The 20865-nt window shown below is 54.0% G+C and carries 17 protein-coding genes; 10 read left to right on the top strand and 7 right to left on the bottom strand.

Going from position 1 to position 20865, the window contains the following annotated elements; translation table 11 throughout:
* Positions 1 to 100 precede the first annotated feature (100 nt).
* Together hisS and RID21_RS01455 are read right to left on the bottom strand one after the other, a co-directional pair.
* Positions 101 to 1423, bottom strand: coding sequence for a histidine--tRNA ligase (hisS, locus tag RID21_RS01460; RefSeq protein ID WP_350186850.1), 1323 nt, complete (start codon positions 1421 to 1423; stop codon positions 101 to 103).
* 83 nt (positions 1424 to 1506) lie between these two features.
* The gene (locus tag RID21_RS01455; protein ID WP_145040252.1) at positions 1507 to 1950 is read right to left on the bottom strand and encodes a YkgJ family cysteine cluster protein; all 444 of its coding nucleotides are present in this window, start codon (positions 1948 to 1950) and stop codon (positions 1507 to 1509) included.
* 660 nt (positions 1951 to 2610) lie between these two features.
* Between RID21_RS01455 and RID21_RS01450 the strand changes: the two genes are divergently transcribed.
* The 4 genes from RID21_RS01450 (at position 2611) to RID21_RS01435 (ending at position 6928) form a co-directional block, all read left to right on the top strand.
* Positions 2611 to 3540 (top strand): hypothetical protein, encoded by a 930-nt coding sequence (locus RID21_RS01450; protein ID WP_350186849.1) that lies wholly within the window; start codon positions 2611 to 2613, stop codon positions 3538 to 3540.
* Positions 3541 to 3632: 92 nt separating this feature from the next.
* Positions 3633 to 4499 carry a rhomboid family intramembrane serine protease gene (locus RID21_RS01445; RefSeq protein WP_145040256.1) on the top strand — a complete coding sequence of 289 codons (867 nt, stop codon included), beginning with the start codon at positions 3633 to 3635 and terminating at the stop codon, positions 4497 to 4499.
* 79 nt (positions 4500 to 4578) lie between these two features.
* Positions 4579 to 5190 carry a sigma-70 family RNA polymerase sigma factor gene (locus RID21_RS01440; protein WP_350186848.1) on the top strand — a complete coding sequence of 204 codons (612 nt, stop codon included), beginning with the start codon at positions 4579 to 4581 and terminating at the stop codon, positions 5188 to 5190.
* Positions 5191 to 5251: 61 nt separating this feature from the next.
* Positions 5252 to 6928: a serine/threonine-protein kinase gene (locus RID21_RS01435; RefSeq protein ID WP_350186847.1), complete on the top strand. Its 1677-nt coding sequence runs from the start codon at positions 5252 to 5254 to the stop codon at positions 6926 to 6928.
* A 19-nt stretch (positions 6929 to 6947) separates the two neighbouring features.
* Here RID21_RS01435 and RID21_RS01430 read toward each other — a convergent pair whose 3' ends face one another.
* Entirely contained in the window at positions 6948 to 8048 is a 1101-nt protein-coding gene (locus RID21_RS01430) for a glycosyltransferase family 9 protein (protein WP_350186846.1), read from the bottom strand.
* Between the two features lie 294 nt (positions 8049 to 8342).
* On the opposite strand from RID21_RS01430, the gene RID21_RS01425 reads away from it, so the two are divergent.
* On the top strand, positions 8343 to 8936 hold the full coding sequence (locus RID21_RS01425; protein ID WP_350186845.1) for an EF-hand domain-containing protein: 594 nt from the start codon (positions 8343 to 8345) through the stop codon (positions 8934 to 8936).
* A 100-nt stretch (positions 8937 to 9036) separates the two neighbouring features.
* On the opposite strand, the gene RID21_RS01420 is transcribed toward RID21_RS01425, so the two are convergent.
* Positions 9037 to 9837, bottom strand: a complete 801-nt coding sequence (locus tag RID21_RS01420; RefSeq protein WP_145040266.1) for an enoyl-ACP reductase FabI — start codon at positions 9835 to 9837, stop codon at positions 9037 to 9039.
* Between the two features lie 185 nt (positions 9838 to 10022).
* Here RID21_RS01420 and RID21_RS01415 point away from each other — a divergent pair, with 185 nt between their 5' ends.
* From RID21_RS01415 to secD, 4 genes are all read left to right on the top strand, one after another.
* Positions 10023 to 11066, top strand: a complete 1044-nt coding sequence (locus tag RID21_RS01415; protein WP_350186844.1) for a type II secretion system F family protein — start codon at positions 10023 to 10025, stop codon at positions 11064 to 11066.
* Between the two features lie 79 nt (positions 11067 to 11145).
* Positions 11146 to 12264, top strand: a complete 1119-nt coding sequence (gene tgt, locus RID21_RS01410) for a tRNA guanosine(34) transglycosylase Tgt (protein WP_145184081.1) — start codon at positions 11146 to 11148, stop codon at positions 12262 to 12264.
* Between the two features lie 143 nt (positions 12265 to 12407).
* Positions 12408 to 12809: a preprotein translocase subunit YajC gene (yajC, locus tag RID21_RS01405; protein ID WP_350186843.1), complete on the top strand. Its 402-nt coding sequence runs from the start codon at positions 12408 to 12410 to the stop codon at positions 12807 to 12809.
* A gap of 111 nt (positions 12810 to 12920) precedes the next feature.
* On the top strand, positions 12921 to 15911 hold the full coding sequence (gene secD / locus RID21_RS01400) for a protein translocase subunit SecD (RefSeq protein ID WP_350186842.1): 2991 nt from the start codon (positions 12921 to 12923) through the stop codon (positions 15909 to 15911).
* A gap of 148 nt (positions 15912 to 16059) precedes the next feature.
* Here the strand turns inward: secD and RID21_RS01395 are convergent, their stop codons facing one another.
* The 3 genes from RID21_RS01395 to tsaB form a co-directional block, all read right to left on the bottom strand.
* Entirely contained in the window at positions 16060 to 17286 is a 1227-nt protein-coding gene (locus RID21_RS01395; RefSeq protein WP_350186841.1) for an amidohydrolase family protein, read from the bottom strand.
* 61 nt (positions 17287 to 17347) lie between these two features.
* A complete protein-coding gene (locus RID21_RS01390) occupies positions 17348 to 17671 on the bottom strand; it encodes a DUF6793 family protein (protein ID WP_145040278.1) in 324 nt (107 codons plus the stop codon).
* A gap of 276 nt (positions 17672 to 17947) precedes the next feature.
* Positions 17948 to 18652 (bottom strand): tRNA (adenosine(37)-N6)-threonylcarbamoyltransferase complex dimerization subunit type 1 TsaB, encoded by a 705-nt coding sequence (gene tsaB / locus RID21_RS01385; RefSeq protein ID WP_350186840.1) that lies wholly within the window; start codon positions 18650 to 18652, stop codon positions 17948 to 17950.
* 344 nt (positions 18653 to 18996) lie between these two features.
* Between tsaB and RID21_RS01380 the strand changes: the two genes are divergently transcribed.
* Positions 18997 to 20865: a chloride channel protein gene (locus RID21_RS01380; RefSeq protein WP_350186839.1), complete on the top strand. Its 1869-nt coding sequence runs from the start codon at positions 18997 to 18999 to the stop codon at positions 20863 to 20865.

Raw genomic sequence — 20865 nt, 5'->3', positions numbered from 1 at the left:
GATCCTCATCTGAAAACGATCTGATTACTGATCAAATGGTACCAATGACTGGTGGTACTGTAAATATCTATAGATCAGTCTGTTTTCAGAATGAGTGGGTTCAGGCGAGGATCTTCTGAATCACGTCCAGCAGTTCTTCTTCCTTGACGGCGGTTTGCGTTCCGGCCTGCATGTCCTTGACCTGCCAGAGCTGGTTTTCGAATTCGTCGGAGCCGGCCACGATTACGATTTTGAAGCCGTGACGGTTGGCATATTTGAACTGTTTCTTGATCGCCTTGGTATCCGGATAGACTTCCACGTTCAAGCCCGCCTGACGCAGATCACGTCCCAGACGCAGGTATTCAGGGGTGAAAACGGCGTCCATTTGTGTCACCAGAATCGGTGCGGGGGTAGAAACCTCGCTTAGCAGGTTCAGTTCCTGCATCGCGGCGAGCAGACGGTCCAGTCCGAGGCTGGCACCGACGCCGGGCAGTTCCTGAGTGGTAAACAGCTCAGCGAGGTTATCGTAGCGTCCCCCCGAACAGACACTGCCGATCCCGGGCATCTGATCAAGGAACGTTTCGTAAATCGTGCCGGTGTAGTAATCGAGGCCACGGGCAATGGACGTATCCAGTACCACCCGTTCGGCAGGAATCCCCGCCCGCTCTACTGCGGTAAACAGTTCGCGGAGATTGAGTACCCCCTGCGTACCACGTTCGTTGCCTTTGAGCTGTGCTTCCAGTGAGTCCAGAATTTCTGCCGTCGTTCCCTGAGCGGTCATCAGAGCCAGGATCTGTTCGGCCTGCTGTTGAGTCAGCCCCCCCTGCTCCTGCATTTCCTGAATGACGGCTTCCGGGCTGGTTTTGGCCAGTTTATCGAGGGCCCGCAAGACGGCTGCCGACTGCGATTCCAGGTTGTGCAACTGGAGCAGCCCATTGAGAATCATGCGGTTATTGATGCAGATTTTGAAATCGGTGAAGCCGATCTTCAGCATCAGATCGTGAATGATAAACAGCGTTTCGATGTCTGCGGCATTGGATTTGGTACCGATGGTATCGAAATCGCACTGGACGAATTCGCGGTAACGTCCCTTCTGCGGATTCTCTCCCCGCCAGACGGTGCCGACGTGGTAGCGTTTGAACGGGGTGCCGAGCTCGTTGATGTTCTGCGCGGAGAAACGGGCGAAAGGAACTGTCAGGTCGAACCGCATGGCAACATCGCGGCCCCCCTGCTCGAAACGGAACATCTGCTTGTCCGATTCTTCTCCCCCTTTGCCGGTCAGGATTTCGGTGTATTCCAGAGCTGGCGTGTCAATCGGGCTGAATCCGTAGCTGCGATAGACGGACTTGGCTGTTTCGATCAGCTGTTCGCGGGGAATCATGGCTGAGGGAAGATAGTCGCGGAACCCTTTGAGCGTACGTGGGGTAATTAATGTTTTATTCACAGTATCGTACCGGCTGTGATCCTGGCGGATCGCTGTTGACTGGAGAGTTTCAGTATTGGTTTCGTTTTGAGACGGATTGTGTGCTACACATGCACGACGGGAAGGTTCTCAGTTTTAATTTTGGACTTCCCTTTGCGTTTCTTTTTCTTCGGAGGCAGAACGGCGTGGGCGTATTCCCAGATCTGTTCCGGAGTCTCAAACAGGCGGTCGTAGGTGCCGTCGTTGTCGTATTCGCAGTCGTCGGTGGTGTAAGTCCGACAGATCTGGGGACGGTCTTCATAGTTCCCGCAACGGTAATCCGGGAGAATGTATTTGCAGTCTCCGTAGACCATCAGGAACCAGACATCCTCATCGACGAAAATGGCACTGTGCCCGTGCATGATGTACCACCGCATGTGATCGTAGTCTTCCCAGGTGGTCGGCGTTTCGATGGGTAGTGCAAAATAGCGACAGCAACGTGCCGTGCAGTAACTGCATAATACTTCCCCGCTTTTCAGATCGGATCGTTTTACTGTGACAGTGGACATGGTCGGCTTCCCTGATAAATAAAAAGACGGTTCAAGTCTGAAAAGGTTCGCAGCGACTGAAAACCTGCTGAACGACTGATCTGTCCCCATTCCCAGAGACAGCGGTGGTTATTACAAAGAGACCGCTGCAAGGTCAGTACAATTCAGGACTTCAATACACCTCTGATGATAGAATAGGATGTTTTATAAGCCATTGAGCGGGAAAATGCACGGAATCTGCAGCAAGAAAGTTCGGGAAATCAATCAGAAGCGGCTCTGGAAACGCCGTTCCATCTGAACCGGAGAATGCGAGGTGGCGTCCACGCTGCTCTTTCCGGGAGTTCACTTATAGGGGTTTTAGCGGTTATCACCCAGTGAAAAGTGTATAATTACGGTTTCTGCTTGACCCTGATTTGTTATGGGACTTATCATTAAATAAAAGTCCCGTCCGGTTTTTCGCAGCTTTCCTGATCCCCACAATTGATCTGTCCGGGATACGCGTGAATAATTGATACCGAACGATTTATCTTCGGTTCCGATGGTCCGGATAGACGATGTAACAGACAAGGGCTCATCAGTTTTCGTCTGAAACCCAAGATAGAAGACAGACATTCATTACAGGAATTCGAACGCACCACACGAAACCGCCGGTTTCGTAGAATTCGATCAAGGTTTAAAACGATGCATAAATCCGGAGTAGTCTTCGCCTGGCTTGTCGTGTTGGCAGCGATTGTCGCAGTACCACTGACGGCCAAGGTTCTTGCCGTCCGCAGCAGCTGGTTGCAGGCCGTGGAGAAGAACAGCACTCAGATTGCCAAAAACGAAGCAGAAATCAAAGCGAAATCCGAAGAGAGCGCAGATCTCCGCAACCGACTGACCCGGGTCATGCTGGGCTGGGATCGTTACTGGGATGCTGCAGTGACCGTATCCAATCAGCAGACCGGTGAGATTCAGGTTGCGATCGGCAGTAATAACGGACTCGGCTCGACTCAGAATGCCGAAGAGGCTAAGCCGGTCGTCTTCGCGTTTCAGGCAGCTCCCGGTCAACCGGGGGGAGTGGCTTATGTGGGTGCGTTTCGTGTGAGCGCCCTGGAAGCGAATCGTGCACTCCTGCAGAAAGTGACACCACCCGAAGGTGGTGAAGCGGCCAAATGGCAAAACGGTACCTGGCGGCTGCGAGCACTGGTGCCCCCCAACTACATCACCACCCTGCGAACTCTGCGGGATCAACTGGTTGAACGCAAACAGCAGCTCGAAAGAAAACAGGATCGAATCGAAGACCTCAACCGCCTGCTGGCTTCTGCCCAGAAGCGTCTGGATGCACGCGTCAGTGAGTTGATCGGTTCCGACAATGCTCCCCAGGGAGAGAACCTGCCCGTTGAATTACGGAAAGGGCTGGTTGCTGGTCTGGAAGAAGAAGAGCAGGAGCGGAACGAGGAATTTCAGGAAACCGATCAGTTACGGCGTGATTTGCTGAAAGTCTACCAGGAACAGCAGAAACTGATTGAAGACGTCAGCAAGCTGGCCCGACAGTTGCCCCAGCACAACGAAGGGTACGGCGAACAGAAACAGCCAACCGGCGATAAGCTTTCTGAAGTCTCTTCTCAATAGCTTAAAAGACACGGACGACACGGACACGGATGACAGAGCGTTGCACACAATGTCTCTGGCCAGGAACTGACAGACTAAGGATACGTTAGGCGATGGGGATCGAGAGTCGGGATTACCTGCGACACGAGAGTGAGGGAAATTACCGCTCTTTCAACATGTCATCCGGTGGCTGGGCGATCAAGTATCTGATTATTGCGAATGTGGTTGTCTTCCTGCTGGAAGTGGCGACTTCGGAAGGTCGGGGTTCTTCTCCCGTGATCAACTTCCTGGCACTGGACCGAGGCAGCCTGTTCCCAGGTTTCCAGATCTGGCGGCTGTTGACTTACGGCTTCTGCCATTCCACGCAGACCCTGGGCCATATCTTCTTCAACATGTTCATCCTCTGGATGTTTGGACGCATGGTGGAACCGGTGGTCGGCTCGCGTGAGTTTCTGGTCTTCTACCTGGTCAGCATCGTGATCAGCGGATTGTGTCATGTCGCCATCAGTCCCAATCCTGTGATTGGTGCTTCGGGGGGCGTGATGGCGGTGGTCTTTCTGACGGCCATGTACTACCCCAAGATGACCGTGCTGCTGTTTTTCATCCTGCCGATCGAGCTTCGCTGGCTGGCGGTGCTGTATGCGGTCGTCGATCTGTTTGGCTTTGTGAATCCCCGCAGCGATGGCGTTGCTCACTTTGCTCACCTGGGAGGCGCTGCCTTTGGAGTGGCCTACAAATATTACGGCTGGAATCTGTCGAGTGGCCTGCTGCGAAAGTGGGATCGCTTCCAGTCCAACCGGTCGGTTCGGAAAAGTAAACTCAAAGTCTATTCCGAGCCCGATACCCGTTTGAGCAAAGCAAGCCTGGATGAGCGGGTGGACGCCATTCTGGAAAAAATCAGCCGCGAAGGTGAAGCCAGTCTGACGGATCAGGAGCGGGAACTGCTCAAAGAGGCCAGCAGCAAGTACAAAAAGCGTTGAATCACTGACTGCGACAGATTACCCTGATGGATCGGGAGTTCACAGCTGTGAGAATGCATTCTGATTCCGGTGGTCCGTCATGCCTCAGTCACAATTTGAAGAGCTGATTCAGCGTACGCGTGCCGGCGATCGCAGTGCCGAAAATGAACTGCTGGAAAAATGCCGCGCTTATATCTCGCTGGTTGCCCGCGCTCAGATTGAAGGCTGGATGCGTACCAAGTTCGATGCCTCTGACCTGGTGCAGCAGACGCTGCTCGAAGCACACCAGGGGCTTTCCCGTTTCGAGGGAGAGACCGAGGCGGAATGGCTGGGCTGGCTGCGGGGTATTTTAAATCATAACACGCTGGACTTCGCCCGGCGTTACCAGGGGGCCGCCAAGCGTGATGTGAAACGTGAGTTTTCCATTGATCGCGCTGGTCAGCAACCAGAAGCCTCTGGTCAGATGAAGTGGGAGTTGCCAGACCAGGCGGAGACGCCGAGCCGGATTCTGTTGAACCGGGAGCAGGAGATTCAGGTTGCTGACGCGGTCAGTCGGCTCCCCCCTGACTACCAGGAAGTGATCATGCTTCGCAATCTGCAGCGACTGTCGTTCAAAGAGGTTGCCGAGCGGATGCAGAGGAGCCCCGGTGCCGTACAGATGCTCTGGTTGAGGGCACTGAATCAACTGCAGGAACTGCTGGAACAGGTTTGAAGCGGCCCTTGCGACCGGATAATCCGACTGAAAATTGAAGATTTAAGAAAGACTGCAGCCCGTGACCGACGAGTCGAATGAGCAATCTGAGCAGGTAGAAGTACTGAATCAGTACCTGGACTTCCTGCAGCGTCAGGATGATGCCAGCTGTCAGAGTCTGCGTGCAGTCAATCCCGAGTTAAAACCACTGATGGCCTGTCTGGATTCCCTGGAGCGTCTCGCGCCTCAGTCAGACAGTGATCCCGAATCGGTTGAGCTGGGGCCCGATGATGCGACGTTGCCAGTTTCTCCCCACGCATCCCGACAGGCGCCCCCCCTGCTCGCGCGGGAGTTCGGCAATTATGAACTGCTGGAAGAGCTGGGACGCGGCGGGATGGGCATCGTCTATAAGGCACGCCAGAAAGATCTGAATCGGGTCGTGGCACTGAAAACGATCCTCAGTAATCAGTTTGCATCCGAAGACGAGGTCCGTAGGTTCTATCTGGAAGCCCAGGCCGCTGGTCGATTGCAGCACGCGAATATTGTCGCGATTCACGAAGTGGGCCAGCATCTGGGGCAGCATTATTTCACCATGGACTTTATTGGCGGAGGTTCACTGGCGAGTCCCGATTTTCGCCCGCTTTCCCAGGTGGCGCCGGATAATTATTACGAGGTCGCCTCACTCATGCAGCAGGTTGCCGAGGCGGTCGAGTATCTGCATTCCAAGGAGATCATTCACCGCGATTTAAAACCGTCGAACATTCTGATCGATGAAGCGGGCCAGGCTTATGTCACCGATTTTGGTCTGGCGAAACTCTACGATGGACTGCCGGGTGGCTCAGGGACCGATGCCCGCACACAGACGGGCATGATCGTGGGGACTCCGGGCTACATGTCACCCGAACAGGCCGCGGGGCAACTGGATCAGTTTTCCACGCGGAGTGATATCTTCTGTCTGGGTATTATTCTGTATGAACTTTTGACCGGCGTATCTCCGTTCAAACACAGCAGTCCGCTCGATTCGCTGGTGGCGGTAATTGAAGGTGAACCTGCACTCCCCCATTCGCATAACAGAAACATTCCCCGTAGTCTGGAACTGGTCTGTCTGAAGTGTCTCGAGAAGGATCCCGCATTACGCTACCAGTCGGCCCGCGAACTGGCGGCGGATCTGGAACGGTTCATTGCTGGAGAACCTCTACAGGCACAACCTGCCGGCATGATTCAGAAATTCCAGCGCTGGTTCCGTCGCAAGCCGGCACTGGTATCGCGGCTCTCCGCGATCCTGCTGGCAGTCGGAATAATTCAGACCGTGTATTCTACGCAGGGCGTTGATTTGAATTATCACCTGCGGATCATGTCGCTGTTTGGTCTGTGGGGCGCACTGGTGGTGTTCTTTCAGTTTGGTCTGGATCACTTTCCGAACAAAAAACGGGTGCGTTACTGCTGGTCTGCGGCGGATGTTGCGCTGCTGACGGGACTGCTGATGCTCGCCGATGCGCCGATCGGGATCCTGCTGATTGGATATCCGATGCTCATTGTCTCATCTGGACTGTTCTTTTACGTCAGGCTCGTGCTGTTTACCACGGTGCTTTCACTGCTCTCGTTTGCTGTCCTGGTACTGGCCCGATCCGAACTGGTAGAGTTATGGCAGTACCCCGTCATCTACGCTATGGTGCTGGCGATTCTGGGAATGATCACGGCTTATCAGATTTATCGGGTCCGCGTGTTAAGTCGCTACTACGAGCTGAGGCGCCCTTGATGACCGCTTGCGAGAAGCGTCAGGCTGCTTTCGGCGTTCTTTCAACTGCTTCGCGTGTGATCAGGCGATGCAGGGCTTGCCAGACGCGGCTGACTTCCAACTCTTCCATGCAGCACAGATTCTGTGGTCCGCGTTTGGGGCAGCGTTTGTTATAGCTGCCGCCACAGCTGACATTCGTGGAGACAAGTTCGTGCTTGTCTCCCGGCGGTCCGGAGCGAAGTGCACTGGTGCAGGTAAAGATGCCGGTGACAGGGGTACCGAGCCCGGCAGCCAGGTGCATGGGACCGGAATCATTGGTGAGGACAAAGTCGGATTGCTGTAGCACCGCGGCGAGTTGTTTGAGCGTTGTTTCCCCTGCCAGATTGATGACCCTGCCGGTCGGGACGAACTTTTGCAGCAGTTTTTCGATATGGCCGGTCAGTTCTCTTTCCGCAGAGGTTCCCACCAGGACAACCTGGCAGCGGAAGCGACGGATGGCTTTGGCACCGACCGCAGCGAAGCTTTCCGGAGGCCAGCGTTTGGTGATCCATTGCGCGCCCGCGTGAATCGCGAGAGTCGGCAGAGGATACTCAGGGCAATACAGTTTTTTCTGTGCCCAGTTCTGGTCATCTTCGGAGAGATAGATGTCAGTCGTGCGTTTCAGCTTTCCCTGTCCAAAGGCATCAGCGACGCGCCAGTATTTGAGCCAGGCTGGGACATAGCGTCCCGTATCGGGGATGGTCAGGTTACAGGTGAGGTGTGAACCTTCGCGGGCTGCTTCGATACCGACCCGCCAGGGAGCGCGGGTGGCGGCAGTCATGATGCCGGTACGGAGCAGGCCCTGCAGATCGATGACCAGATCAAATTTCTGTTTGTTGAGTGACTTGAGAAACTGCCACCACTGTCCTGCTGAGCTGCGTCGCTGGAAGGGAATGATTTCATCCAGGCAGGGATGTCCTTCCAGAAGATTGGCAAAGCTGTCTCGGACGACCCAGGAGATGCGGGCATTGGGAAACCGTTGCCTCAGGACCGGCAGGATGGGGAGTGTCTGCACGACGTCACCCAGGGCACTGGGTTTGATAATGCAGATCCGCTGCGCTTCAATCTGATTCAATCGTGCTAACGGGTCGGTTGTGTTCATCGAATTCGGGAATACAGGCATCAGATGTAAGGTGTACTGGAACAGGCGCAGCCCACAGGAGCGGCATCATAGTGTGATTTGCCGAAATGAGGCAAGATCAGCTTTTACCTGGGATGCGTCAGAAAAGCCCGGTTTTCAAGGGGTTACGCGACGACTTCGATCACGTTTTCTGAATATTTTCTGAGAATCCGCGAAACCTCTGCCTCCTTCTCGCGTTTGATACCGTGTTAACTGAAACCGCTGCAGGAAGCTGATTCCTGTTTCCACAGATTTTGAGAATGAGGAGCTGTCTTGATGAAAATGAATCGGATCGTTACTGCGTGTGCACTGGGTATGGCTGTGTTTTCATGGAGCTCTGCAACGCAGGCTGAAGAGGGGAAAAAAGGACAGCGCCCCAACCGTGAGGAGATCCTCAAAAAATTCGATAAAGACGGCGATGGCAAGCTGAATGAAGAAGAGCGTTCGGCTGCTCGGGCTGCCCGTGGTGAAAAGGGTGGTCAGGGTTTCAACCGCGAAGAGTTCATGAAAAAATTTGACAAAAACGGTGACGGCAAACTGGATGAAAACGAACGCAAAGCTGCTCGCGAAGCCCGCGAAAAAATGGGCCAGCGTGGCCCGCGCATGAGCCGTGAAGAACTGGTGAAAAAGTTCGACAAAGACGGCGATGGGAAGCTCAGCGAAGCTGAACGTCAGGAAGCTCGCAAAGCGATGGGCGGTCGTCGTCCCGGGTTCGATCGTGAAGCCATGCTCAAGAAATTCGACAAGAATGGCGACGGCAAACTGGATGACGCAGAACGCCAGGCCGCACGGGCAGAAATGATGAAGAACCGTGGTAAAGGTGCCGGTGGCAAAGGGAAAGCCAAAGGCAAAGGACAGAAGAAGAATTAATGCTTAATCAGGGACGGGACGCAGGTCTCGTTCGTGATGTGAACGAAAACAGCCGACGGAATTTTTATTCCGTCGGCTGTTTTTATTGGTCGTCAGGCACTCAGGTCGACTGCTCTGAGATGATCTGGTTATCGAAATAGTTGGTGCCCATACCGGCATCAATAACGATTCCCTGCGAATTGATACCCGAGGAACGGGGACTGATCAGGAAGGCGACGGTATCTGCGACTTCACTAGTCTGGACGGCTGACTTTCTTAAAGTGGCTTTTTCAGCAAACAGGTAGCTGTCCACATAGCCGGGAATTCCTGCGGAGGCGGACGTCTTCAGTAAACCGGGACAGACGGCATTAAAGCGAACCTGCGAGAAGTTCGAGAACGACTTGGCCAGAAAGCAGACCGAGGAATCGAGGGCCGCTTTCACGGGAGCCATGTAGCCGTAATTTTCCGCCGCCATGCGGGTGGTGGAGATCGAAATCGTCACCACACTCCCCTGCTCTGGATCGAGCAGCTCTTTGAATGCATTACAAACTGCGATCAGGGAGAAACAGGAAATATCGACTGCCTGCAGAAAAGCGGCGCGGGGTGTTTCATGGAACGGAAGCCAGCCGGCTGAGTAATCTGCAAACGCGATGGAGTGGACCAGGCCGTGGATAACATCGTATTTCTGGCTGATGTCCGCCTGGAGCTGATCGATTTCCTGTTGATGTTCAACATCACAGATATAGATCGGTGCGTCTTTCAGAAGTTTGGACAGCGATTCTTTGCGGGCTTCCGAGCGAACGACGTAAATCACTTCGGCGCCTGCTTCCTCCAGGACCTTTCCCGTCTGATAAGCGACACTTTTACGGTTGGCGACTCCAAATACGAGAATCCGTTTTCCCGCTAACTTTAAAAAATCCATTCAATCATTTTCCCAGGATCGATTTCTGTAAACAAATTCTGAAAGACCGAGGGTTCACTCTGACAAATTTTGTTTTTTTTCGCAATGTGTAGAAGATTGTCACTCTCAGATAAGTCGTAATTCGACATAATGAACGGGTTGACGGTCCTGTTTCTGATTCTGAATGTTTCCCGAAAGCGAATTCCATGTTCAAGGCACGTGCCTCAATGAAGTCTCTGGCGATGCTGTGTCGTTCCCTGAGTACGATGCTGGAATCCGGTGTGCCGATCACAAAAAGCTTTCAGCTGGCCGGGAGAAAACTGGGGAATCGGCGGATGCAGGAGTCCGTGAAAGAGATCACCGTTGAGTTGAAGGCCGGGAACGATGTGACGTCGGCGCTTAAGCTCCAGGGAAATTATTATCCAGAACTGATGATCAATATGGTCAGTGTGGCGGAACAGAGTGGCGGCCTGCCCGAAGTGCTGAAAGCCTTGTCGGAGCATTATGACCAGCTGCTGAACCTGCGAAAGAACTTCGTGCGGTTGATTGCCTGGCCCGTCTTTCAGTTTGTGGCGGCGATCATGGTCATCGCGCTGATGATTCTTGTGCTGGGTTTAATCGCCAATGCGCGAGGTGGTGAGGCGATCGATGTGCTCGGGCTGGGACTGTCCGGTCCCAGCGGCGCTCTGATCTGGCTGACCTGTACGTTCGGTTCGATTTTTGTACTGTTTGTCGCGTACCAGGTGATGGATCGGCTCTGGGGTGGGAAACGCTTCTTTCATAGCCTGTTTCTGCGCATTCCCGTCGTGGGCAACTGCATGCGGTCGTTTGCGATCGCCCGCTTCTCCTGGGCGTTCGCGCTAACGCAGCAGGCCGGGATGAATATTCTGGACTCAGTGGAAGCCAGTCTCAAAGCGACTGGTAATGGAGCGTTTATTGCTGCGATCCCTCAGGTCAATGCAGCCGTGAATGATGGGGTGGATCTGACCGACGCCCTGGCGGGAACGCAGCTGTTTCCTGAAGATTACATTCAGATGGTGCATGTTGGTGAGACTTCCGGGACGGTGCCTGAGACACTGGAGCGGTTGAGTCCCCGCTTTCAGGAAGACGCGCAGCGCTCCCTGGCTGCCCTGGCGGCGGTGCTGGGCTGGTTGATCTGGGCGATGGTGGCCGCTTTTATCATCTTTGTTGTGTTCCGCATCGCTTTCTGGTATCTGGGGATTATCAACGATGCGTTGGAGCAGATCTGAGCCTTTCCCGCTGGGTTTTTACTGCTGACGAAGCCTGGATCTGATCGCGATAAAGTAACATCTGAACAGAAATACGACCGTGTCTCAATTTCATTTCGAACTGATCCATACTGATTCCCGGACTCAGGCCCGCGCGGGCCGCTGGCATACTCCCCACGGCATTGTCGACACTCCGGCTTTCATGCCCGTGGGCACCCTGGCCTCTGTCAAAGGGCTACTGCCCGAACAGCTCAAGCAGGTGGGAACACAGCAGGTGCTGGCAAATACGTACCATCTGGCACTGCGGCCGGGAGCCGAAATTGTGCAGGAACTGGGCGGGCTGCATGAATTCATGAACTGGGATGGTCCGATTCTGACCGACAGTGGTGGATTCCAGGTCTTCAGTCTGGCCCAGCTTACGAAGATGGATGATGAGCAGGTGGTCTTTCGCTCTCACATTGATGGCAGCCTATTTGAACTCTCGCCCGAAAAAGCAGTGAAGATCCAGGAACAGCTGGGGGCCGACTGCATCATGTGTCTGGATGAGTGCCCACCACACGATGTGCCGCTGGAAAAAATGCAGGAAGCCGTCGATCGAACGACCAAGTGGGCAGCCCGCTGTCGGGATGCCCAGAAACGGGATGATCAGGCCCTGTTCGGCATCGTTCAGGGGGGCACCGATCAGAAAATGCGGGAACGCTCGGCTGAGGGGCTGCTGCCACTGGAATTTCCCGGGTATGCGATTGGGGGCCTGAGCGTAGGAGAAAAGCCTGAGGATATGTACTCCACCCTGGATTTCACAACGCCGATGCTGCCTGTGGAAAAACCCCGCTACCTGATGGGTGTGGGCCGTCCGTCCGACCTGATCGAGGCCATCATGCGGGGCGTGGACCTGTTTGACTGTGTGATGCCGACCCGAAATGGCAGAAATGGGATGGCTTTTACCAGTCAGGGACGTGTGAATTTGCGTAATCAAAAGCATGCCCGGGATCCGAGTCCACTGGATCCCGAGTGTGATTCGCCCGGTTCGCGTGATTACAGCCGGGCTTATCTGCGTCATTTATTCATGGCGCGGGAGATGCTGGGGCCAATTCTGATCTCGCTGCATAACATTGCCTTTTATCAGAAACTGGTGCGGGATCTGCGTGAGGCGATTCTGAATGATCAAGTTGAGGAGTTTAGGGCGGTTCACCTTGCCCGCTGGAACGCATCTTTCTAAGATACAGCTTACTTGATTGCTGGATAACTCCTGAAATTGTTTAGGTTTGGGCCAAATTCGAAACAGCAGTGAACCACCCGAGCCTGTTAAACTGATATGAAATTTCTTGCTGGATCGGGTTGCGGGTCAGATCTAAGTGACGCATGAGACTCACTTTATCGATTACCACGCTGGCCCGGGAAGAGAACGAAATGCACACCTTATTGTCGACATTGTTAGTACTTGCTCAAGAGACACCCGCCAAACAGCCCGCTGGTCCCTCGTTCCTGGTTCAGTCGTTGCCTTTGATTGTGATCGTGATTTTTTTCTACTTCATCATGTTCCGTCCTCAACAGAAGGAACGGGCCCGACGCGAGCAGGCGCTTAAAGAGTTGAAGAAGAATGATCGTGTGGTGACCATCGGTGGGATCATTGGCACGATTGCCAATATTTCTGAGTCAGATCAGGAAGTGACTCTGAAAATTGATGATAATTCCAAGATGAAAGTGCGTCGCAGTGCCATTCAGGGGCTGTATCAGGTTGAAACCAAAGAGACAACAAGCTAGGTTGCGTTTCAACAGAGAAGTTTGTCAGTATCTGGCACGAAGTTGTCAGCTTAAATCATCATTGCCGAATGAATCGGCCCAGACAAAAAGAATCGTTTCAGGACTAATTGAATGACAGGGATTGATTTTCACTCAGCAACGCTGCTGGCTCAGGAAGCGACCGAAAAAGCGCCTTCGGGCGTATCCGCCGTCACTATCATCTTAATCCTTCTGGCTGTCTTTGTACTGCCGTTTATTCTGGGGGCGGTGATTTCCCGTGCTCTCAAGTTGAAGGAGTATTCACAGAAGATCGGCCTGGTCCTGTTTGTGGCCATCGTAGCGGCGACTCCCTTTATCTGGCAGATCTCGCATGGCCACGACTGGCGAAATGCCATTCGTCTGGGTATCGACCTGGCCGGCGGTTCGAACATGGTTTTCGAAGTCGATCAGGGTAAAAGCGAAAAAGAGCTTTCCAACGAAGTGATGGACCAGATGGTCGGCGCGATCGGGCGTCGTATCAATCCGTCGGGTACCGAAGAAGTGACCGTCCGTAAGGTTGGCCAGAGCCGGATTGAAGTCATTGTTCCGGGAGCCGACACCGAAGACGTCCAGCGGATTAAATCGCTGATTACCCGACTGGGTAGCCTGGAATTCGATATTGTCGCAAATCGCCGCGACCATCCCCGTGAAGTGCGACTGGCTATGGAAGCCAAGGGGAAGGATGTGCGTGACAATGAAGGCCGCGTGATCGCCAGCTGGCGAGAAGTCAGCAGCGATGAGCCTTTCAGCACTGATGACCAGATGGTCGTTCGCCCCTTCACCCGCAAAGACGGGTCCCAGGGACAGGAAGTGCTGGTCATCATCGAACCTAACGAAGACCGACGCATCACCGGTAAGTACCTCGTGCGGGCCCGTCAGTCGACTGACCAGAACGGTGCTCCTGCGGTTGCCTTTACATTCAATGCCCGTGGCGGCACCCTGTTCAGCCAGCTGACATCGAAAAACCGTCCCAGTAAGGATGGTTTCCACCGTCACCTGGCCGTGTTGCTGGACGGTAAAGTTCATTCGGCACCCCGTCTGATCGACACGATTGGATCCGAGGGGCAGATTACCGGTAACTTTACCCAGAAAGAAATTACCGACCTGTTGAACGTCCTGAATGCCGGGGCCCTGGAAGTTCCACTGAAGCCGGAACCGGTCTCCGAGTTCTCCATCAGCCCGCTGCTGGGTGTTGACGTTCAGCAGAAAGGGAAGCAGGCAATCATCATCGCGGCTGTGGCCGTGATCGTGTTCATGCTGATCTACTATCGCTTCTCCGGCCTGGTGGCCAATATCTGTCTGACGCTGAACCTGTTGCTGGTGATGGGAGCCATGTCTTTCATCAATGCGACCTTCACCCTGCCCGGCCTGGCTGGTCTGGTGCTGACGATTGGTATGGCGGTCGACGCAAACGTTCTGATTTTTGAGCGTATCCGGGAAGAGAAAAACCGGGGCTCCAGCCTGCGAATGGCGATTAATAACGGTTTCTCACGGGCTTTCACTACGATCGTGGACGCCAACCTGACCACGCTGATTGTGGCAGTTGTGTTGTACGTGATTGGTACCGACCAAGTCCGCGGTTTCGCCGTGACGCTGTTTATCGGTATTGTCATGAGTATGTTTACCGCCCTGTATGTCGGGCGTCTGATCTTTGACATCTTCGAACGGAAACGCTGGATCAGCGATCTGAAGATGATGAGTATCGTGGGTGATACCAGTATCGATTTCCTTGGCAAGCGGATGATTACCGGTGCCTGTTCGGTGGCCCTGATTGTGATCGGCATGGGTGTTGTGATCGCCCGTGGAGAAGAGAACCTGGACATCGACTTCACCGGTGGTACGATGGTGACCTTCGAGTTTGAAGATCAGCAGAACATCGACGAAGTCCGCGCCAGCCTGCAGAAGGCATTTAACAACAGCATTACGCTGGAACAACTGGAACTGTCGAACGATCCGACTTCGGAGGGACGTTTCTTCCGGTTGCGTACCACGATGAATGATGCCGACCTGGAGAACTCCGGTCAGAAAGCGGCTGACGGTATTCGTGAAAAGCTGAACGAAGCCTTCGACGGAACCGATCATAAGCTGCGGAAAGTGACGATGGACTTTGGCGAGGTGAAAAAACTGACCGGGAGTGCTGATTCACCGGCTGGCACCGAAGTTGAACTGACCTTCAGTGGTGATCTGAAGCCCTCGACGGTTGAGACTTACCTCAAAGAAGAGATTGCCAAGATCAAGAACGAAGATGGTTCCGATAAATATGAGCGGATCCCCGAGTTCCAGGTTCAAGGCGCAAACGCTGGTGAGAAAGAGGACGAAACGGCAGATGCTTCTGCGGAAGCAGCCCGTCATAAGAAGATGGTTGCCCAGTTTGGTCCTGACCTGTCAGCTGCCGACCTTGAAACTGCGTTAGCTGAGATGAAAACAGTCATGGCAACCACAGCGGTACTGGATGAAGTTAACAGCTTCGACAGCTCTGTGGCCAGCGAGATGCAGGAATCGGCTTTGATGGCGATGCTGATCAGTCTGGTGGCGATCGTGGCTTACATCTGGTTCCGCTTCCAGCGAATCACCTTCGGTCTGGCGGCTGTCGTGGCTCTGGTGCATGACGTGCTGGTTGTACTGGGGCTGGTTGCCTTGGGAGCTTACCTGAGCAACACCGCTTTGGGGCCGCTAATGGGGCTGACCGACTTCAAGATCAACCTGCCTATGATTGCAGCGTTCCTGACGATCGTCGGTTACTCGCTGAACGATACGATCGTGGTCTTCGACCGGATTCGTGAAGTTCGTGGCAAGAACCCTGCTCTGACAACCAGTATGGTTAATGAGAGTCTGAACCAGACGCTGTCTCGTACCTTGCTGACCTCATTGACGACATTGATCGTAGTGCTGATTCTGTACGCGATCGGCGGTGAAGGTATTCACGGCTTCGCTTACTGTCTGGTACTGGGTGTGTTTGTCGGTACCTACAGCTCGATCTTTATCGCCAGCCCGGTTCTGGTCTGGTTGATGAACCGTCCGGGAAGTGCAACTGCCCGGGCAACTCAGGAAAGCGAAAAGCAGGCCAGCGTCAGCAACAGCTAAGCTGCAAGATGCTCTAAACTGCTCTGAAATAAAAAGGGGCTGACTTTGAAGTCAGCCCCTTTTTTGTATCTGTCGTGTCTGGTAGAGCGAGGTTTCTCAAGCTTAGTGAATACCAGTAACCCTCAACTGTGGTGAGCTGCCTGAGCTATTAACGCGTCTTCTGTCCTTCGACGAAGACGGCTTCGATTGAGCCCGGGAAGGTGATTCCTTCGAAGGGAGACCAGCCACATTTGGTTTTGAGGTCTTCGCGCTGGATGGTCACCGGTCGTTTGAGATTGAGCACGGTGAGGCTGGCGGTGTAGCCCGGTTCAATTTTGCCGAATTTCAGTGGTGCAATATACGGGTTGACGAATTCCCCGGGGTTTTCCGAACAGAAACGGGCTGCCTGTTCCGGAGTGAATTGCTGGTCCAGAATCAGCCAGGTGACGAACGCACCATAGGTGTCCAGGTGCGGTTGTCCGGAGATGCCCTGCTCGTTTTCTTCCAGGGTATGCGGGGCATGGTCGGTTGCCAGATAATCGAGGGTGCCTTCGCGCAGGGCAGCCAGCATGGCCTTGCGGTCTTCTATTGTCCGCAGCGGAGGGTTCATCTGCATCTTTCCCCGGTTCTCATCGGTCAGATCGGACTGATCAAAATAGAGGTGATGCGGTGTGACTTCACAGGTGACTTTGAGGCCGCGGCTGCGGGCTTCGCGAATCAGGGGGAGCCCTTCTCCGACCGAGTAGTGACAGAGCTTGCCGCGGAGGTCGTATTTCTCGATCATCTGCAACGCAAAGCGGGTGGCGGAAATTTCGCATTCCGCGGGTCGCCGCTCTTCGTGAGTGGCGGCGTTGGCGTGTTCATCCAGCAGAATGGGGTCTTCACAGTGGAAGCTGACGTTGCAGCCCCGGTACTGCGAGAGTGTTTCATCCAGCTGTTCCAGTGTTTTGAAGAACAGGTCGCCGACACTGGGGCCCATGTAGGCTTTGTAAGGTACTGGGAATGTGAGCGGACTGGTGCCCGGTCCGATGCCCGCGTAGAGCGTAAAGTGGATTGGCGGGTTACGCTGCTTAAGGTGCTCCTGTTTGACGTGGTAGCTCTCGTCGGTAATTGGAGGTACGGGGTTGTTGGGCATATCAGCCACATGGACGACCCCGCCATTCAGAGCGGCGGCACCTGCGGTGCAGAAATCTTCTTTGTATGTTTGTGATTCCCCGATATCATCGCGGGCGTGAATGTGGATATCGCCCATGCCGGCAAAAATCAGGCAGTCATCGGAGAAAGTGAAATCCGGTTCTCCCAGTTGAGCGCCGACTTCGACGATCTGATTTCCCTCGATACGAATCTGGCTGTGAGAAGTCCCTGTAGAACTGACGAGAGTTCCTTGTATGATCATCGAACTGAAGTCATTCCGTTATGAAAGAAGTGTAGTCTGCAGTCAACGAGGGATGGTGTGATTACCAGCCGACAGACATGTTGGTTTCAATTGCCAGCTGGGCTTCGTGCAGGTCGGCTCCGGTGTCACGCATGTAGAGTCGGATGGCGTGAACTTTGTCGCCCGAAGCGCGGAAGAGGCATTCGCGTGCCATGTCGCAGGGTTCGGTGTGCCCTTCAATCCCCAGTAGACGTTTGGAGATGACCCACATGTCGCGTGGGCGGCGAGTGACTCGCAAGATCTCATCTTCGGGGTAATTCTCCTGGGCAGCGTGTTCCGCTTCTTCTTGAGTATTAGCCCAGCCCACCATGATATGTGCGTTTGTTTCAATCTCGTAAAGAGCCATAATTCAACTCCAGTCTGAAGAATGGAAATGTGAAAGCCTGTGAACGACAACGAATAACAGGACTCTTTCGAATTCGTCGCAGCAGACATAATACTCAGGAGTCTGAAATCGAACAATTCCCTGCCCGTATTATAGCCAAGCCCGAATCGCGGCGAGAGTGTCTTCTGGAAAATGTTTCAAGAAAATGAGAAATGACGATTTTACGCTTGCTTATGCGTCATCAGAACTTGCAGTGATTCTGGATTATTGAATTGAAGGTTTCCGAGAGCGGCCGTGTTACTGATTATGTTGTGTATCCCACTTCTCTTCTGCTGCACTTTTGCGAAGGTAGAAGGGAGTCAGGTTCCAGACTTCACTGGCCGGTGGGGTCTCCTGTTGCAGGAGAGCGGCCGTCAGTTCTGCGACCTGGGAGGCGAGTGTCTGGCGGGGAAAATCTTCGATCCGGATTTCCGGTAAGCTACCCTGGTCAAGCAGATCGATTCCGGGCCCACAGACGGTTTCACCGGGCTGAAGTGCACTGCTGAATGCGTTGATGTCCTGCAGATGGATGGGGACTGTCTGTTGCCATTCTCCTGTGGAACTGCGGACATATCTGCCGACGAATAAATCGCCCCGCTGGGCGTTGGAGATCACATAGGTCTCTGAAATTTCAGTCGGACAGCTGAGTGCGATGGCTGCAAAGGTATCGATGCCATGTACGGGAGCACCTGTCACGTAGCCAAAGGTTTTGGCGAAGGTGATGCCGATTCTCAGGCCGGTAAAGCTACCCGGGCCACGGCTGACGCCGATTCCGGCGATCTGATGAGGGGCCATTTCCAGCTGATCCAGCAGTTTTTTGACTTCGCTGACCAGGGTCTGGGCGTGCTTTCTCCCCTGTTGCTGCAGTGAGACGGGCGCAATTTCCTGCCCGGGACGGTAAATCGCGATCGAGCCGCTGCGTCCGGAAGTCTCGATACCTAGATAAAACTCGGAATTTTCCACACTGACTGAAATCAAGTACATCGAAAAAGGAGGGCAAATGCGTTAAAAATGCAGTAAGGAGTATGACAAACTCCCCCTGGGCTTCCAAGTCATCTACCGTAAAATCTCCCACGCGGATGTGTAACAACGAGTCTGCAGAGGCTGACAGCTGACCATTCACTTCCCTGGAGCAGACGCTTTAAGTCCAAAATAGAATAGATTATTGTATTTCGAACGCCGTCAGGACCGAAAATAGATCGATGTCCACCCGCCCGGTCTGCATTCCCGGTGTTCGAAGTGTCCCGCTTGCCGGCATAATTCAATACAGCAATACACAGATTGTTGTTCATCCTAGTTAAGACAAAATGGTTTACTTTAAAAAACTCAACGACCTGCTGACCTCCTTTGATTTAAAAACGAGTGGCAAATGGTTTGTGCTGTCCTGCCTGATCGGGGTGGTGGCGGGGTTTGGCGCCATCGTATTTGACGCGTTAACTCAGATTGTGCAGCATCACTCTCTGGTCGCGATCGCCGGATTTGAACACCCGCAGACAGTCGGCGAATATTCCTTCTACAAAGACCAGGTGACGGAGGTGAACTTCGCACCATGGCTCTTGCTGGCGGTGATTACTTTAGGCGGTCTGGCTTCGGGAGTCATTGTGTACAACATTGCTCCGGAGGCGGAAGGCCATGGGACCGATGCTGCCATCGATGCTTTTCATAATAAACGGGGTGAAATCCAGCCCCGGATTCCGATCGTCAAGACGATTGCCTCTGCCCTGACATTGGGGACCGGCGGTTCAGCCGGGCGGGAAGGACCGATTGCCCAGATTGGAGCCGGCTTTGGTTCGTGGGTGGCGACCAAATTGAAGCTCTCAGCCCGCGATCGCCGGATCATGCTGGCGGCGGGAATGGGGGCCGGTATTGGTGCGATTTTCCGTGCTCCTCTGGCCGGGGCGCTGTTTGCCGCCGAGATCATGTACAGCAATGCGGATTTCGAATCGGACGTGATCGTGCCGGCTGCGATGTCGTCGATCATCGCGTATTCTCTCTATTGCATGTCGCTGCCACAGGCACTGCGTTTCATGCCCCTGTTCGGGAATGAACTGCATCATACGGTCGATTCCCATTTCGAATTGGTTCCTTACACGATCCTGTCGATCGTGCTCAGCGTGTCTGCGGCTTTCTATGTGAAAACGTTTTATGGCACGAACCGGCTCTTCAAACGGTTACCAATCAAACCGATGTTCCGCCCTGCTGTTGGTGCTTTTCTGACCGGTGTTGTCGGGCTGGGGCTCTTCTATCTATATGATCAAGATATGCGTGCCCTGTCGGTGCTCTCGACCGGGTACGGCGTTCTGCAGGAAGCGCTGACATCGGCATCCAAGGTGGGGATTCCACTGCTGCTGACGGTGGCGTTTGTGAAGGTCTTCACGACCTCGCTGACGATTGGCTCGGGGGGATCCGGCGGGGTATTCGGACCATCGATGGTGATTGGAGGCTGTGTGGGGGCTGCCACCGGGCAGTTTCTGCAGAAGCTATGGCCCAATCTGGTCACGCAGCCTGAAGCTTACGGACTGGTGGGCATGGCCGGTTTTTTCGCCGGGGCGGCCCATGCGCCGATTTCGACGATCATCATGGTTTCTGAAATCACCGGGAACTATTCCCTGCTCCTGCCGACGATGCTCGCTTCGACGCTCTGCTTCGTGCTCTGTCAGCGGGTGCACCTCTACCAGAAACAGTATCCCAGCCGCCTGGATTCACCGGCGCACCGGGGGGACTTCCTGATCGATGTGCTGGAAGGGAGTCGGGTAAGCGATGTGTATGATCCCAATCGTAAAATCCAGCTGATTCATGAATCAAAAACCCTGGATGAAATCGTGCATTCACTGGCGGGGACACAACAGCATTACTTCCCTGTGGTGGACGACGCGGGACGGATCATCGGCGTGTTCTCCGAGGATGACGTGCGGGCTTACCTCTACGATGAAACGATCTGGAAGCTGGCCCTGGCGCGAGACATCATGCAGCCTGATTTCATGCGGGTGACCCCCGATGACGACCTGAATACCGTTATGCAGCGGTTTACGGCCATCAATGTGGAAGCGTTGCCGGTGGTTGATGCCCAGGATGCGGGAGTGCTGCTGGGGATGCTGCATCGTAAGGAAACGATCGGGTATTACAATCAGCAGTTACTCAAGCATAAGCGGGCCAGTGACGAACAGGAATCCTGA

The sequence above is a fragment of the Gimesia sp. genome (assembly GCF_040219335.1).
Taxonomy (GTDB): Bacteria; Planctomycetota; Planctomycetia; order Planctomycetales; family Planctomycetaceae; genus Gimesia.
This window is presented reverse-complemented; position numbering and strand designations above follow the sequence as displayed.